17 protein-coding genes and 1 tRNA gene are annotated in these 15,008 nt (G+C 58.7%); 8 read left to right on the forward strand and 10 right to left on the reverse strand.

What is annotated here, in order from left to right; translation table 11 throughout:
- Window positions 1–36 precede the first annotated feature (36 nt).
- Window positions 37–492, forward strand: a complete 456-nt coding sequence (locus tag KT71_RS02610; protein WP_023659851.1) for a DUF6265 family protein — start codon at window positions 37–39, stop codon at window positions 490–492.
- Between the two features lie 4 nt (window positions 493–496).
- On the opposite strand, the gene KT71_RS02615 is transcribed toward KT71_RS02610, so the two are convergent.
- Window positions 497–570, reverse strand: a tRNA-Gly gene (locus tag KT71_RS02615).
- 76 nt (window positions 571–646) lie between these two features.
- Here KT71_RS02615 and ppk2 point away from each other — a divergent pair.
- On the forward strand, window positions 647–1,426 hold the full coding sequence (gene ppk2, locus KT71_RS02620) for a polyphosphate kinase 2 (RefSeq protein ID WP_008293035.1): 780 nt from the start codon (window positions 647–649) through the stop codon (window positions 1,424–1,426).
- 36 nt (window positions 1,427–1,462) lie between these two features.
- On the opposite strand, the gene KT71_RS02625 is transcribed toward ppk2, so the two are convergent.
- Window positions 1,463–1,897 (reverse strand): DUF2141 domain-containing protein, encoded by a 435-nt coding sequence (locus tag KT71_RS02625; protein WP_023659852.1) that lies wholly within the window; start codon window positions 1,895–1,897, stop codon window positions 1,463–1,465.
- A gap of 40 nt (window positions 1,898–1,937) precedes the next feature.
- On the opposite strand from KT71_RS02625, the gene KT71_RS02630 reads away from it, so the two are divergent.
- Window positions 1,938–4,169, forward strand: coding sequence for a cation:dicarboxylate symporter family transporter (locus tag KT71_RS02630; RefSeq protein ID WP_008293033.1), 2,232 nt, complete (start codon window positions 1,938–1,940; stop codon window positions 4,167–4,169).
- Here the strand turns inward: KT71_RS02630 and KT71_RS02635 are convergent.
- Together KT71_RS02635 and KT71_RS19975 are read right to left on the reverse strand one after the other, a co-directional pair.
- On the reverse strand, window positions 4,166–5,818 hold the full coding sequence (locus tag KT71_RS02635; protein WP_008293032.1) for an acetolactate synthase large subunit: 1,653 nt from the start codon (window positions 5,816–5,818) through the stop codon (window positions 4,166–4,168). The two genes, KT71_RS02630 and KT71_RS02635, sit on opposite strands and share 4 nt — an antisense overlap.
- A gap of 5 nt (window positions 5,819–5,823) precedes the next feature.
- The gene (locus KT71_RS19975; protein WP_008293031.1) at window positions 5,824–6,036 is read right to left on the reverse strand and encodes a DUF1272 domain-containing protein; all 213 of its coding nucleotides are present in this window, start codon (window positions 6,034–6,036) and stop codon (window positions 5,824–5,826) included.
- A gap of 46 nt (window positions 6,037–6,082) precedes the next feature.
- On the opposite strand from KT71_RS19975, the gene KT71_RS02640 reads away from it, so the two are divergent.
- The 4 genes from KT71_RS02640 (at window position 6,083) to egtD (ending at window position 9,911) form a co-directional block, all read left to right on the forward strand.
- The gene (locus KT71_RS02640) at window positions 6,083–6,637 is read left to right on the forward strand and encodes an outer membrane protein (RefSeq protein ID WP_008293030.1); all 555 of its coding nucleotides are present in this window, start codon (window positions 6,083–6,085) and stop codon (window positions 6,635–6,637) included.
- A gap of 150 nt (window positions 6,638–6,787) precedes the next feature.
- Entirely contained in the window at window positions 6,788–7,663 is an 876-nt protein-coding gene (locus KT71_RS02650) for a PhzF family phenazine biosynthesis protein (RefSeq protein WP_152025159.1), read from the forward strand.
- Window positions 7,653–8,894: an ergothioneine biosynthesis protein EgtB gene (gene egtB / locus KT71_RS02655; RefSeq protein ID WP_008293028.1), complete on the forward strand. Its 1,242-nt coding sequence runs from the start codon at window positions 7,653–7,655 to the stop codon at window positions 8,892–8,894. The genes KT71_RS02650 and egtB overlap by 11 nt, the downstream gene beginning before the upstream one ends.
- 39 nt (window positions 8,895–8,933) lie before the next feature.
- Window positions 8,934–9,911 carry an L-histidine N(alpha)-methyltransferase gene (gene egtD / locus KT71_RS02660; RefSeq protein ID WP_023659854.1) on the forward strand — a complete coding sequence of 326 codons (978 nt, stop codon included), beginning with the start codon at window positions 8,934–8,936 and terminating at the stop codon, window positions 9,909–9,911.
- 22 nt (window positions 9,912–9,933) lie between these two features.
- Here the strand turns inward: egtD and KT71_RS02665 are convergent, their stop codons facing one another.
- Window positions 9,934–10,446, reverse strand: coding sequence for a DUF427 domain-containing protein (locus KT71_RS02665; protein ID WP_008293026.1), 513 nt, complete (start codon window positions 10,444–10,446; stop codon window positions 9,934–9,936).
- A gap of 177 nt (window positions 10,447–10,623) precedes the next feature.
- Between KT71_RS02665 and KT71_RS02670 the strand changes: the two genes are divergently transcribed.
- Entirely contained in the window at window positions 10,624–11,409 is a 786-nt protein-coding gene (locus KT71_RS02670; RefSeq protein WP_008293025.1) for a hypothetical protein, read from the forward strand.
- Window positions 11,410–11,414: 5 nt separating this feature from the next.
- Here KT71_RS02670 and KT71_RS02675 read toward each other — a convergent pair whose 3' ends face one another.
- The 5 genes from KT71_RS02675 to pufB all read right to left on the reverse strand — a co-directional run bounded on the left by KT71_RS02675 (window position 11,415) and on the right by pufB (window position 14,709).
- Window positions 11,415–12,338 carry a beta-keto acid cleavage family enzyme gene (locus tag KT71_RS02675; protein ID WP_008293024.1) on the reverse strand — a complete coding sequence of 308 codons (924 nt, stop codon included), beginning with the start codon at window positions 12,336–12,338 and terminating at the stop codon, window positions 11,415–11,417.
- 42 nt (window positions 12,339–12,380) lie between these two features.
- The gene (gene def, locus KT71_RS02680; RefSeq protein ID WP_008293023.1) at window positions 12,381–12,890 is read right to left on the reverse strand and encodes a peptide deformylase; all 510 of its coding nucleotides are present in this window, start codon (window positions 12,888–12,890) and stop codon (window positions 12,381–12,383) included.
- Window positions 12,891–14,324, reverse strand: coding sequence for a PucC family protein (locus KT71_RS02685; protein ID WP_023659855.1), 1,434 nt, complete (start codon window positions 14,322–14,324; stop codon window positions 12,891–12,893).
- A gap of 78 nt (window positions 14,325–14,402) precedes the next feature.
- Window positions 14,403–14,546, reverse strand: a complete 144-nt coding sequence (locus KT71_RS02690) for a light-harvesting protein (protein WP_023659856.1) — start codon at window positions 14,544–14,546, stop codon at window positions 14,403–14,405.
- 10 nt (window positions 14,547–14,556) lie between these two features.
- On the reverse strand, window positions 14,557–14,709 hold the full coding sequence (gene pufB, locus KT71_RS21300) for a light-harvesting antenna LH1, beta subunit (protein ID WP_008293020.1): 153 nt from the start codon (window positions 14,707–14,709) through the stop codon (window positions 14,557–14,559).
- Between the last annotated feature and the right edge of the window lie 299 nt (window positions 14,710–15,008).

Genomic DNA, 15,008 nt, shown 5'->3' on the forward strand with positions numbered 1-15,008 from the left:
GGCGCAAAATCAGGCAGACTCGAACTGGGGAGTGCTATGACAAAAAGAAAATGCGGGGCCCGGAGTGTGACTGCGCTGCTCATGATGCTGTCAACGCTGGTGACCCCACAGAGCCACGCCCAGGACCTCGATTGGCTTGTGGGCTGCTGGGAGTCTTTTGAGAATTACAGCAAGGAGGTTTGGGTGAAAAACCCGGACGGCACTCTCCTGGGTTTCAGTGCCTCCATCGAGCGTAACGACATCGCTTTCTATGAGCTCCTGTATATCCGTGAAGTTGGCGGCGTGTTGACCTACACGGCCCATCCCTCGGGTCAGAACCCTGCTGTATTCGTGATCAGTGACCGTGACGAGCAGCGACTGGTCTTCGAGAACCCGCAGCACGATTACCCCCAGCGTATCGTCTATGAACGGGAGGGCGATGCGCTCACCGCGGCGATTTCTCTTTTGAACGGCGGGAGACGACTGTCTTTTACCCAGGAAAGTTGCCGTTAGCAGTTGGAGCGGGTGATGGGAATCGAACCCACGTCATCAGCTTGGGAAGCTGAGGTTCTACCATTAAACTACACCCGCGCTGCCGAGTCAGACACCGACACAATAATCACAAGGCAGCTGTGAGTCTACCGATGAATAGCCGGGAGGCGAGAAGATGAAGCGCAAGCAATACGAGCACGAATTGCGTCAATTGCAGGCCGAACTGGTGGCGCTGCAGGAGTGGGTCAAGGATACCGCCCAGCGGGTCATCGTGGTCTTTGAGGGGCGTGATGCCGCAGGCAAGGGCGGGTGTATTCGAGCGCTCACGGAGCGTGTAAGCCCTCGGGTTTTTCGCGTGGTGGCCTTGCCCAAGCCCTCGGACCGCGAAAAAAGCCAGATCTATCTCCAACGTTACATCTCTCATTTTCCCGCGGCGGGGGAGATCGTGGTGTTCGATCGCAGTTGGTACAACCGCGCCGGTGTTGAGAGGGTCATGGGGTTCTGCACCGAGCAGGAATCCCAGCGTTTCTTACAGGAATGCCCGAATTTTGAGCGCAGCATGATCGTGGACAGCGGTGTGCTTTTCTTCAAATACTGGCTGGAGGTCAGCGAAGAGAAGCAGGAGCAGCGGTTTCAGGATCGCATTGATGACCCCGTCAAACAATGGAAACTGTCTCCCATGGACTTACCCTCCCGGGAGCGTTGGTATGAGTACTCCCGGGCACGGGACGACATGCTCCGGGCCACGGATACGGACTTCGCGCCGTGGAATATTCTCAACTCCGACGACAAGCGGCGGGCGCGTTTGAACATGATCCGCCACTTTTTGTCACAGGTGCCCTACGAGAAAGAAGATCGTCCACCCATTGATTTACCGCCGCGGGACATGAGTGATGCCTACGACGACAGCGCCAGCATCGCTGAACGACGCTGGGTGAAAGATCACTATGGCTAAGGTCGTATTAAGGCCAAAGGTCGTATTGAGAGCGCCTTAATTCAGGGTGATTTCGATGAGCGTTTCGCCATCCACCATGAACATGGATTCTTCGAAGTCCGGTTCCCCCAGCGTCCGCTGATAGTTGCTAAAGCCGTAACCCTCGCTGGGTATGCCCAGCATATTGGTATCCAGCTCGCCGTTGGTGTTCTCGTCGTGATACAGCTTGACGGCGTAGGGGCCCGGGCTCAGATCCGGAAAGACAAGACGGACTTTGGGCCCTGCAACGCTGTCTTTGGCGGTGGCGACGGGACCCTGGCTGTCTTCCCAGCCCTCGGGGGAGTTGAACACCGCTACCATCATCGCGCCGCCCATGCGCTTGATGCCGACCACATCGACGATCAACTGGTCTGCTCTGCCCGGGAGAGCCAACACAAGCCCCAGGCACAAAATTGCAATCGCCCATTTGTTTGTGTGCGTGCTGTCTGACATCCCTGGTCCTTTTGAAGCTTCCACAGACGACAAGGGTAGTATGCGCCGCCGTTTCATGCATCTTTTATCCGTCGACATGGAACCGGGGTTATGGCGACGCGCCTGGGGTTACAATCGCGCCATGACTTTTACGCGAAAAATCCTTCTTGGCCTGCTGGCCGGGGTGTTCCTTGGTCTGTTCTTTGGCGAAAGCGTCGGTGGCCTGTCCCTCGTGGGCGATGTGTATATCGGCCTCCTGCAAATGACCGTGCTGCCGTACATCATGCTGTCTCTCATTGCGAATCTCGGGCGTATCAGCTGGAGCGAGAGTCGCGGTCTCCTGACCAGTCTCTGCGCGGTGTTTTTGGTGTTTCTCCTCGGTGGCGGTGCGATTCTTATGCTCAGCCCCCTGGCGTTTCCTCCGGCGGATGCAGCCAGTTTTTTTAGCCGGACGCTCATCGAAGTGCCCGAGGCCATCGATTTTGTCGGCCTGTATGTGCCCGCGAACCCTTTTGCGGCCATGGCGAACAATCTGGTGCCGGCGGTGGTGCTGTTCAGTATTCTTCTGGGCATCGGACTCAGCGGTGCCGCGCACAGCGGGGGGCTGCTGAAGGGACTCGACGCCCTGACGGAAGCGCTCAATCGTGTCAACAAGCTGGTTATCAAGCTGACCCCGGCGGGTGTTTTTGCCATAGCAGCGGGAACCGCCGGCACCATGTCCCTTGATGAGCTGGGGAGATTGCAGGGATTTCTTATCAGCTACACCCTGCTCGTTGCAGCGGTGACCTTTGTTGCCCTGCCGTTACTGGTGAGCGCTGTTACGCCGTTTTCTGCAAAAGAGTTGCTGACGGTCCCCCGGGATTCATTGATCACCATTTTTGCCGCAGCAAAAATCATCGTGCTCATGCCCCAGCTCATTGAGAACGTGCAGGAGCTGTTTCGCCGGCACGATCTTCTGGATGAAGAAGTCGAGCATGGCACAGGCATCCTCATGCCCCTGGCTTATCCCTTTCCCAATCTCGGCACCTACCTGATCCTATCCTTCGTTGCTTTTGCCGGCTGGTATCTCGGCAGGCCCCTGGATTTTGCGGACACCCTGTCTCTGGAGGCGTCCTCGTTCTTTTCCAGCTTTGTGGCACCTATTGTCGGCATTCCATTTCTGCTGGATCTGCTTCAGCTGCCGGCGGATGTCATGGAGCTGTTTGTCGTGTCCACGGTGTATACGGATCGTATCCGTGTGGTCCTCGGCGCCATGCACCTGATCGCTTTGACCGTCGTGGTGATGGCCCTGCGCCGCAACGTTTTCCGTCCCGACTTCCGCAAACTGGCCATTGCCCTGGCGCTCACGGTGCTCGCCGTCGGCACCGCCCTGTTTGCGACGCGCTTCTGGCTGCAGGCGACGGTGGTGGGCAGCTACGACGGTGATCAGCAGCTCATGCAGATTCAGTGGATGGCGCGTCCCGTGGTGGCTCGCAGCTATAGCGACGAGCTTCCCAGCGTCTCGCCCGACGATGCGCCTCTGCGTCTGGAGCGTATCGCCGAGCGGGGCACCCTGCGTGTGGGTTATCTGCCGGATTCCCTGCCCTGGGCGTTTCGCAATCAACAGGGTATAGAAACCGGTTTTGATATGGAGATGGCCAATGCCCTCGCCCGGGATCTTGATGTCAGCCTGGAACTCGTGCGTTTGCGGGAGCCGGATATCGGCACCAGTCTTGCCCGGGGACATATTGATATCGTGATGTCGGGACTGGGACGAACAGCAGACCGCCTGAGAAACTACCGCTTTGCGGGAGAGCCTATTGAGCTCACCCTGGGTCTCCTGGTGCCGGACCATGAGCGAAAAGCCTTTGCCGATAGCGAGGCCTTGAGTGCCCGCCGGGCGCTCACCATTGGCGTGGTGCAGCGGGACCCCGCGTTTCAGCGACAGATCAAAGAGCTGTTGCCCCACGCGACTATCCAATCGGTGGAGAGTCCCCGGGCGTTTTTACGGGGCAATGCGCCGGAGCTGGATGCGGTTCTCTACTCCGCCGAGGGCGGTGCCGCCTGGACCCTCCTTTATCCCAACTTCTCCGTGGTCGTGCCGCAGCCGGTACTTGCCCGCCTTACCGGTGGTTATATGGTGCCTCCGGGGGATGACCCCTGGGCACGCTACGTGAACGAGTGGGTCAAACTGAAGCGCCGCGATGGCACGGTTGATGCCCTGTTTGAGCACTGGATCGGCGGCGGAGGGGCGGTGCCCGGCACACCGCGGTGGTCCATCGCCCGGGATGTGCTGGGATGGGAGCTTGATTAGATCGAGCAGGTGAGTTCGCCGAGGCGTTCCGTGAGTTTTTGATTTTCCCGATAGTCGATGGGAACCAGGATCAGGCTCGGCCCACGGTGTTCCCGGGCCGCCTGAAGAACTCCCGGCAGCTCACCGCCGGCTTCGACCTGCTGATAGTGCCAGCCAAAGGCTGCCGCCAGCTGACGCCAGTCCGGGTTGCCGAACGCCAGGTCCGTGTGGTGGCCAAATTCCTGGTCCTGCTTCCAGGCAATCAGTCCGTAGGCGTGATCCTCCCAGATCATGACGGTGATATTGCTCTCCAGACGTTTGGCGGTCTCCATTTCCTGCACGTTCATAAGAAACCCGGCGTCACCACAGATGCTGATGATGTCGCGTTCCGGGTCTACCATGGATGCTCCGATGGCACCGGGAAGGGCGAAGCCCATGGAGCAGAATCCGTTGGGAATAAGGCAACCGTTCGGCGTTCTGCAGTGATAGTGACGTGCAATCCACATTTTGTGGGCCCCCACGTCCGATAAAAGCAGACCGTCGTCGCCGTAGAGTTTTTCCACTTCGTGGAGCACTTTCTGTGGCTTAACGGGGCCTTCCCCATCGTTACTTGCGTGCTCCAAAAGCTCCGCCTGCATATCGCCGCGCGTAGCGGCTTGTTGGCGCAGATCAAAATCCGGCGCGGCCTCCTCTTTAAAGGCCTTTACCAGGGCTGCAATGTTGTCCGCGATGTCTCCCACGAGCTCGCATTGAGGATTGAAGTGCTCGTCGATCTCGGCGGGAAGAAAGTCGATGCTCACCACCGGCTTGTCACCCTCGGGGTTCCACAGGTGGGGGTGGTACTCCACCATGTCAAAACCAATGGCGATAACCAGGTCCGCGGCGTCGATGGCGCAGGTGCCGATGTCCTTTGTCCCCAGGCCGATGGTGTACAGGCACTCCGGCGCGTCGGGATCCACGGCGCCCTTGCCCATGAAGGTATTGAGCACGCCGATACCCGTGAGGCTCACCAGCTCCCGGAGCTCGTTGGATGCGCGTTTTCGCACGCAGCCGTTACCCGCAAGAATGACCGGCCGCCGGGCACGGCGAATGTGGTTCGCTAATTCTTCTACGGCCTCGGGCGCCGCTTGCGGACGTCGGTAGCGGATGGGTGAGATGGGCTTTGCCGCCGTGTCCCGTTTTGCGACGTCCTCCGGGAGCTCCACCAGCACCGCCCCGGGCTTTTCCGTGCGCGCTACCCGCACGGCCTTGCGGATGATTTCGGGAATGGTGTCAGCATGAACCACCGTCTCCGCCCATTTGGTGACCGGCTCAAACATCTTCACCACATCCATGATCTGGTGGGATTCTTTGTGCAGACGCTTTGTGCTTCCCTGGCCCGTGAGCACGAGCATGGGCGCACGGTCCATATTGGCGTCCGCGACCCCGGTAATCAGGTTGGTTGCCCCGGGGCCCAGGGTGCTGAGACAGGCCGCCGGCGTGCCCGTGAGACGACCGTAAACCTCTGCCATGAAGGCGGCGCCCTGCTCATGGCGGCAGAGAACGAAGCGCAGGTCCGAGGACTTCTCCAGGCTCATCATGAAGTCAGCGTTCTCTTCGCCGGGCACACCGAATATGTACTCGATCCCCTCCGTTTCAAGACATTTAACCAATAAGTCTGAAGCTTTCATTCCCTCTATTCTCCCAATGATGCCGTGGATGAGCTGTCCGCCCTGGGCGCGGGGCGGGGAGGGCGACGCGTTAACAGGCCGTCGCAGTTGGGGCAGATGGTATCGAAGTTGTCCGTGCAACTCCTACAAAAGGTGCATTCATAGGAACAGATGTAAGCCTCAGCCTTTTGCGCCAGAGCTTGCTGGCAGTTTTCACACGCGCTTTTCATTTCAAGCATGGTGGCTTCGCTTATACTGGAATCACGTCGTTAAGGAGGAAGTGTCATGCTCACGCCAGGCAAAGTCACGGATAAAGCCCTTTGGATTGCCATGCTGGGTATGCTTACTGCTTTGGCCTGCGCCGCTCCCCGGGCGGATTCCCTATACGTGGGTGCCGGTGCTTACTTTACCGATGTAGAGCTTTCCGTGGGTGGTGAGGACGATATCACGCCGGCGGGTTTTATCGGTTACCAGTTTCTGGACAGTAATGTGCTCATGCTGTCGGCAGAAGCGGGATACTATGACCTGGGTGCCTGGTCCGGGACTCTTGATGACGTCCGCTACTCCGTGGATGCCAGCGCGCTGACCGTGGCCGGTGTTGCCTATGTCCCCCTGGGGCCTTTTTTTGAGGTGTATGCAAAGGCAGGTTTTGCCGCGGTAGAGGTGAAGTCGCGTTTTGCCGATATACCCCGCACCGACGACGACACGGAAACCTTTATCGGCGCCGGCGTAGCGCTGGACTTTTTTGACACCGTCGACATCTACGCCGAGTATCTTCAGTTCGATAACACCATCAATTCCCAGATGGTGGGTGTGGGTATTCGCTTCGATTTCTTTTGAGGCACGGGGTGGTCGCCAGAGCGGTCGCGGCACTTTGAATGGCTGTGAGTGGCTACAGCAGATCCCCCCGGACGCTCTGATCCTCTTTCCTTCCCATTGTCATGCTCTGCCAGTAAAAAGCTGTTAGAGTTTTCGAATGGTAGCTCGCAGTTGCTTTGCACAACTGTCCGGCAGTTGGATGTCGCCCCAAAAAAAGAAAAGGCGCTTATCGACCCTCAAACTCCAAGCCTGGTTCTGTATGCATTCGCTGGCGGCGATGAAGTGCGAGGGCGTGGCCTTCGTGAGGGAGGTGCCCGGGGCAATCCCTGCCAGCTGAGCCTTCTCACCGCGGCGCCGACGGAAGCGCCCATCCCCGATTGTGACACCCGGTGCCTGAGTTGGCGCCTCGACGATGATGTCTGCGCGCTCCGATGCTGGTCTCCCGCTGATCGCGAAATCCAGCTCTGCGGTCACGGCATGTTGTGCAGTGGCGCCGCCTGGCTCCGCGAGGGTCAGACCCTGAGTCAGCTGGAAATGAACGGCCTGCGCACGGCCTTTCACGCCGACGAAGATAAGTATTGGATTGGCCTCCCCTCCATCAGCTGCGCGGCCTGCCGGGTTCCTCACTGGATTGGCGAGTTTTTCTCTGTTCCGCCCTGGCGGGCAGCGGAAGCGGGGGACGATGACGGCTATTTAATTCTCGAGTGGCCCGAGGGTTTTGATCTACGGAGTCTATCTGTTCCCCGCTACGCCTTGCATCGCCGCACCCGTCGCGCGCTCATTGTGACCGCAAGAGTCAGTGACCCTCACTTCGACATACAGTTGCGCTATTTCGCGCCTCAACATGGCGTGCCGGAAGATACCGCAACGGGTTCAGCCATGCGTGTGCTTGCCACTTACTGGAGAAATCGGGATTTGAGTGACCAGCTGAGGGCGCAGCAGTGCTCTCATTACGGTGGCGAGTTGCACAGCCGTATCCGCGGTGACCTCACCTGGGTGGGCGGACGGGTTACGGAACATGCGGGGGAGTCCCGGAGTGGGCAGTGAATCCATCACCGATCGCTTTGTGGCAACGCGGCAGCGATTCCTGGCCATTTGTGAGCCTTTAGAGGTCGAAGATTACGGTCTCCAGGCAGCGGCTTTTGCCAGTCCCCCCAAGTGGCACCTGGCCCACACGTCCTGGTTTTTTGAAACCTTTCTCCTCAAGCCCTTTGTTGCGGACTACGAGCCTTTGGAGCCTTTGTACGAAGTGCTTTTTAACTCTTATTACAACGGTATCGGTGATCAGCACCCCCGGGATCAGCGTGGTCTCCTGTCCCGCCCGACCCTGGATGAGGTGCTCGCCTATCGGGAGCACGTAGATCGGGCGATGCTGTCTTTGCTCAAGCGTGCCGACGGGGACGCCTCCGGGAAGGACATTCTAGCTAGAACCGTGCTGGGTATTGAGCATGAGCGGCAGCATCAGGAGCTGTTTTTTACCGATCTGAAATTTTCCCTCAGTGCTAATCCGCTGTATCCCGCTTATGTTCCGGCCGCAATCGAGGCACAGCAAACGTCGGCGCCTCTTTCCTGGACGCGCTTCGAAGAAGGGCTTGTGGAGGTCGGGCACAGCGGCGAGGAGTTTTGCTTTGATAACGAGCTGCCCCGGCACCGGGTTTTTCTCGAAGCTTTCGAACTGGCCAACAGGCTGGTGACCAATGGCGAGTATCAGGCCTTTGTGGACGACGGTGCCTACGAGCGTCCGGAGCTGTGGCTGGCGGATGGCTGGGCTGCGGTGCAGGAGAGCCATTGGTCGGGCCCTCTCCACTGGGTGGATCGTGACGGCGAGGCCCTGGAGTTCACGCTGGCGGGTTTGCAGCCGCGGCAGGCAGGGACACCGGTCAGTCACGTCAGTGGTTACGAGGCGGATGCCTACGCGCGCTGGGCGGGCGCGCGTCTGCCTCGGGAGGCTGAATGGGAACGGGTAGCCGCTAGCCGGGAAACAGCTGCGAATGCTTTCTCCATGGACTCGTTTCATCCCAAAGCCGCCGAAGGCGCCGAGCTGCAGCAGCTTTATGGTGCGTGTTGGCAGTGGACCCAGAGTGCCTACAGTCCCTATCCGGGCTTTGCGGCCTCGGCCGGCGCCATCGGTGAATACAACGGCAAGTTCATGAGCAATCAGTGGGTCCTGCGCGGGGGCTCCTGTGTCACGCCGCCGAGTCAGGCGCGGCCGACCTACCGCAACTTTTTTTATCCCCGGGATCGCTGGCAGTTCAGCGGTATTCGTCTCGCCAGATAGCGCTGACCTCGGAAGCAGAGCAAGGAACCACTGAACGTTATGAACGAACCGTTGGGCAAAGTAACTCGTGTGAGCTTTCGGGATGAGCATCCGGATCTCGGCGATGGCCGGGAGGAAATACTCAAAGGGCTGTCCCTCCCCCAGAAGAGCGTCAATCCCAAGTGGTTTTACGATCAGCGCGGCTCCGAGCTTTTTGACGAAATCACCCGCTTGCCCGAGTACTACCCCACGCGTACGGAAGTCCTGATTCTGGAAAAACACCGGGAGGCCATTGCCCGGATTTGCGGTTCCGATTGTGTGTTGATTGAGCCGGGCAGCGGGTCCAGTGAGAAGGTGCGTATTTTCCTGGATACGCTCAAACCCTCTGTCTATGTTCCCATCGATATCTCGGCATCTTTTCTCAAGGATTCCGCCGAGGCCCTGGGGGAAGAATATCCCTGGCTGGATATCCATGCGGTGTGCGCGGACTTCAACAGTGGTTGGGGTTTTCTCGATGAGCTGCCGCCGTCGCCGCGGGTGGTGTTTTATCCCGGCTCAACCATCGGCAATCTCGAGCCTGACATGGCGCAGCGCTTTCTAAAGAGTTTGCGGGACATGGTGGGGCCTGATGGGGGCGTGCTTATCGGCGTCGATACCCACAAGTCCACGGAGCGCCTCAACGCTGCCTACAACGATAGCGCGGGTGTCACCGCCGACTTCAATCTGAATATCCTCCGTCGCATGAACGAACTTCTGGATGCGGATTTCCATGAGTCCCGCTTTAGCCACCGTGCGTTCTATAACGAAAACCAGCGTCGCATAGAAATGCACCTGGTCAGCGATTGCGCCCAAGAGGTTAGCCATGCCAGCGGCAGCATTGACTTTCGCGAAGGCGAAAGCATCCACACGGAGTGTTCCTACAAATACAGTCTTGAGGGCTTTGCGGCCTTAGCAGGCTCAGGAGGTTTCGATATCGCTGAGACCTGGCAGGATGACGAGGCCTTGTTCAGTCTCCACTACCTGCGCGCGGCGGCTTAAACCCCGGAGTTGTTACCGACCCTTACCAGTGTCCGGTACCGGGCTCGCCTTTAAACGGTCCCACCAGGCGGTCGGTAATCCAGCCGCCGTAGAACTCCCCGGGTTGCGGCCGCACGCGCTCACCATCAACGCTGCATTGCACCTTTGATGGATAGAAGGACGCATGGCGATCGATGGCGGCAAAGCTTTTTGAGGGTCTGGCGTAGAGCCAGGCGACGGGAACTCCCCGGGGATCATCGGCGAGGGCGAAGTAGCTTGCCTGTCCCTTCCATTCACAGAAACTGCGGTGGGCTATCTCCCGGAGTTGGGACCAGTCGATGTCGTCCTCGGGCAAATAGTAGGTGGGTGGACTCGCAGTCTCCAGAACCCTGAGTGCCCTCCGGGATGTGGCAATAGGATTTTCCCTGCTGCTCACCTCAACAAGCTCATCGCTAGAGACAAGAATAGGCGGGCGGGGGTAGTCCCATACGGACTCCTGACCGGGGCCGGGCTCGATGGCGAAGTCAGGATGTTCACTGCCGGTATATTTCCACATGCGTCTACTCTAGCGCTTCTTTGCCGTCGCAGCGATGTTCCGGGATCCGGGATCGTTGCAGGACTAGAGGTGCAGACAGGGGCTTAGCCTTATCGGTTCCGCGTCCCCGGTATCGGCGCAGCTTGATTAGAATGGGAGTCCCCGAGCCTTAAGCTTGACGATGACAGCGCCTGATCAATGAATCATTCGCAATCTGTGCAACCGTCCCAATCTGCGCAAACCGAAAGCGGTCGTTTTTTTCAGTATCTGGCGTTTGCTTTGCTGGGCATTGTGGTGATCGGCTTTGCGCCGTCCTTCTTTTTACGCTTTTTTACTGAGGAAGCGCCGCTCCCTCTCTACCTGCACTTCCACGGAGCTTTGCTGACGGGTTGGTTTGTAATCCTCTGCCTCCAAGCTTCCTTAATCAGAGGCCAGCGTCGCGTCATTCATCAGAAACTGGGCCCTTATCTCATGGCCTATGCGGCGGTGGTGGCGGTGGCGGCCCTCATGGCGACGTTGAACTATGTGGGACGGGAGCTCGAACGGGGATTCACTCTCGCGTCGGATATGGGAGACGTGAACCCTCTGCAGGCCTCGGGCTTGCCCTTCGGGGAGTTCGCCGCAGCGCTGCTGTCCTTCAATATTGCGTCGGTGGTGGGCTTCGTTGTGCTCCTCGCTATGGCGGTTGTCTGGCGAGAGCGGCGAGAACATCACAAGCGCTATGTGATGTTTGCCTCCTTGTCGATTATTGCCCCGGGGCTGGCGCGAATTTCGCGTATGGTTCTGGAAACGGAGCAGGGCCCTCTCATTCCCCTGGGTCTGGCCGGGCTGGTGTTGGCGATCGTAGTTTATGACTTCCTCACGCTCCACAGGGCTCATCGCGCGACGGTCACCGCCATTGCCATACTTTTTGTACTTAACAGTATTGCCGGACTGGTCGCTCTGAGTCCTTTGGGGAAAGCCCTCGTAATCAGCCTGGCCTAAGGGTGCTAGTGCTGCCTGAAGCTCACGGGATAGGTGGGTAGATCGAGCATCTTCGCGGCTTCTGCGGGGGTGGCGATGGGACGCTCATAGCGCCTGGCAATTTCTACGACCTCCTTGACCAGTTCGACGTTGGTCGGAGTGCGCTCTCCCCCATAGGGCTCCAGACCCACCTGCACGTGTCCGCCCCGCGCAATGGCGGCCTCGGCGAGGCCGCAGCCTGCGCAGTCGTCGCCGAAACTCGATACCAGCCAGGGCACTTCCCAGTCGCCAAGCATGCCCAGATATGCGTCGAGACTCGTGGCCGTGGGCGGCATGCCAAAGGGCAGCTCATCGGAGGCGAAGTACAGCTTGATCATGCTGCCGCGGGGCAGTTTTCCTGCCCGATGATAGGCAAGGATGAATTTTAAAAAGCCCGGCTCAAAGATCGATACGCTCATGCCGATGTTGTGGCGCCTGCAGGCCTCTACGTAGTACCGGGAATCTGTCATGTCATTGCGATACAGGTACTCGCTGGGTGCAAAGAGACCTTCTTCATCAAGCAGGGAAAGATTAAAAGTGCCGGGATCCACCAGGCCCTGGGCCAGTAAGCCTTCCGTCGCCATTTCTTCCACGTGCTTGTAGCGGGTTTCCACGGGGACGCCTTCCTGGCCGACGGGCATGGTGGGGGTCAGAATCGCATCGGGCCGTAACGCCAGCAGTCTGCGCCAGGGCCGGGCGTAGCGCTCTGTGTCGAGCTCGCCGGAGCCGCCGATGATCGGTTCATCGCTGTGATTGTGGATCAGCGCCGCACCGGCTTCCATGCAGGCTACCGCGTCCGCAACGATTTCGTCGTCGCTATAGGGGACCGCAGGGTTCAGGGCCTTGCTGGCGGCGCCATTCAGGGAGGCTTCAATGATGAGCGGTTTTCCCGCTACCGAGGGGCTGGTCATAGGGCTTCCAGAGAGAATTTGTGAATGCCCAGTTTGCGTTACTCAGGCTGCGCGGGAAAGACCTGTGTTGCCGCCCGACGCCATTCTCAGGCGTAGTTTCTTGAACCATGAGAGGCGGTCCGTGAACAGAATCCCATCGAGGTGATCGACTTCGTGCTGTACGCACACGGCGTGAAGGTCATCGACGTCGAACTCACAAAGCTTGCCGTGAATATCCTGAGCGCGGAGCTTTACCCGTATGCAGCGCACGACATTACCTTCTATGCCGGGCACCGACAGACAGCTTTCTTCGACATAGCGGGACTTGGATCGCTTGAGGATTTCGGGATTGATATAGACCCGGGCCCCGAAATCATCATCGGGTACGTGAACAACGATGATGCGTTTGAAAATGCCCGTCTGAGGGGCGGAGAGGCCAATGGCGCCGGAGTGCCCCAGGGTTTCGAATAAGTCGTTGACCTGTTGTTGCAGGGCTTCGTCAAAGCGCGATACCGCCTCGGAGTGCTCACGCAGGCGCTCATCGGGTACCTCGATAATATCCAGGATGGCCATTTAGACGGCATGCTCCGCTGCACTTCCCTGTCTCACGGCAAAGCGCTCCTGGCGAAGCAGCGGGGCAATGAGAATCAGGGTGATAAGAAGTAATGCGATCTCAATGCCATAGACCGTCATGTAGCCACTGGCGCTGGCGCTGCTGGCACCGGCGCTCAGGGAGCCTGCCTCCAGGGTGTTGACCGTGTCACGAATAACGCCGCTCATCGCCACGCCGATACCCGCCGCTGTTGCCTGTACAGCGCCCCAGGCGCCCAGGGCCAAACCCGCTTGTTCCCGGGGGGCGCGACTCATGGTGGATGTCAGCGTGCCGTGGCCAAAGAGTGCGCCGCCAAAGCCCACGAGGAAATTGCCGATAACAAAAAGCCAGGGATTGAGTAGCGGGGCTGCGGTGATGACAAGGGCGAAGGCCGGGAGTCCGATGAAGGCCCCGATCCGCGTGGCCACATAAGGGTCCATGCCGTCGCCGATGGCTTTGGACGCGGCGCCAAAGCCCACGAGGCCACCCACGGCAAACAGCGCGGTGAGCAGGGTGGTGGAGCTCACGGAGAGGTTCAGAACATGGCCGCCAAAAGGCTCCAGGAGTATGTCCGCCATGCCAAAGGCCATGGTGCCCATGCCGACAATGGCGAGCCTGCGGTAGGTGTGCTCTCCCTCGCAGAACTTGAGCCACGCTTCTTTAAAGCTTGGGTCTGGCGCGACGGTAACGGCGCCGCGCTGGGGTCGTCGGGCTTCCTGCTTCCACACGGCGGTTACGTTGAGAACCAGGGTGAGGAGAGCGGCCATCTGGATCACCTGTACCAGGCGTCCGGGGCTGAAGTCGATGAGCACCGTGCCGAAGATCAGCGCACTGATCATCATGCCGACGAGGAGCATGACATACATAAGACCTACCACCCGGGGATGGGATTCTTCGGGCGTCAGGTCCGTGGCCAGGGCCAGCCCGGCCGTCTGCACGGTATGTATGCCGGCACCAACCAGTAAAAAGGAGGCTGCAGCTGCAACCTGGCCGACCCAGGGCGACACGCTGCCGGAGAGCCCCTCGCCAGCAAGCACCAGGAGGGCAAAGGGCATGATGGAAAAGCCGCCGAACTGTGCAAGGGATCCTTTCCAGACGAAGGGTACGCGGCGCCAACCCAGGGCACTCTGATGGTTATCTGAGCGAAAGCCGATGAGTGCCCGAAGGGGCGCAAAGATCAGGGGCATTGCCAGCATGACACCGACGATGGATGCGGGCACATTGAGTTCTACAATCATGACGCGATTGAGCGTGCCCACGAGAAGCACCATCGCCATGCCTACGGATATCTGAAACAGGGACAGTCTTAGAAGCCGCCGCAAGGGCAGGTCAGGCGTCGCGACATCTGCAAAGGGCATGCAGTGCGAGCCCAAGGAGGACCACAGAGAAATGAGTTTTCGGTCGAAGCGGTTCACCGTTACTCAATCCTTAGAAATAGTTCGGGGCGACCTGAGCCGCCCCGAAAGGTTTTGTTTAAAACCGCTCACGCGATCTCAGCCACCCCAATAGGCAGCAAACCAGGTTGTGTTGTTCAGGATGGCGAAATGCACGGTGAGTGCGATAACTGCCACGCCACCCAGCATCAGGGGGATTCCGACAGTCGGGTTCACCACAGTCCAAAGTTTTCCGTTATTCATGGTTTACTCCTTAGCCCAACCAGGGGGTTAGTGTGTATGCCAGGGCATGCGCTACCAATGCAATGACGAAAAATACACGCGTACCATCGATGATGTACTTGTGCACCTCTTCTGATTCCCTGATGGTCAAGCCGGTGGGGAACACCTTTTCTCCGTTTTCCACGTTTTGCTACCTCGTTACCTATCACAGTGATGGCGGGATCATTGCCCCGGAGGCAACTTTTCCCGTATCAATCAGACTAGGAAGTCGTTCATCTATTGTCAAGATTATTTGTCATATGTATGTGTAAAGATTGGCTTACACATTGACGCAGGGCTCAAGGCGTGGAACGGGTGCCTGGGGCGAACTTTCGGGCGGCAGCTGCTAGCAGCGTTGCGGCGCGGCTATTCGTCGCGATGCCGAAGAGCGCGATAGAGAAATAGACAGAGGCTAAGTGATTGAATATGCATAAAAAAAACCCG

This window comes from Congregibacter litoralis KT71, from assembly GCF_000153125.2.
GTDB lineage: Bacteria > Pseudomonadota > Gammaproteobacteria > Pseudomonadales > Halieaceae > Congregibacter > Congregibacter litoralis.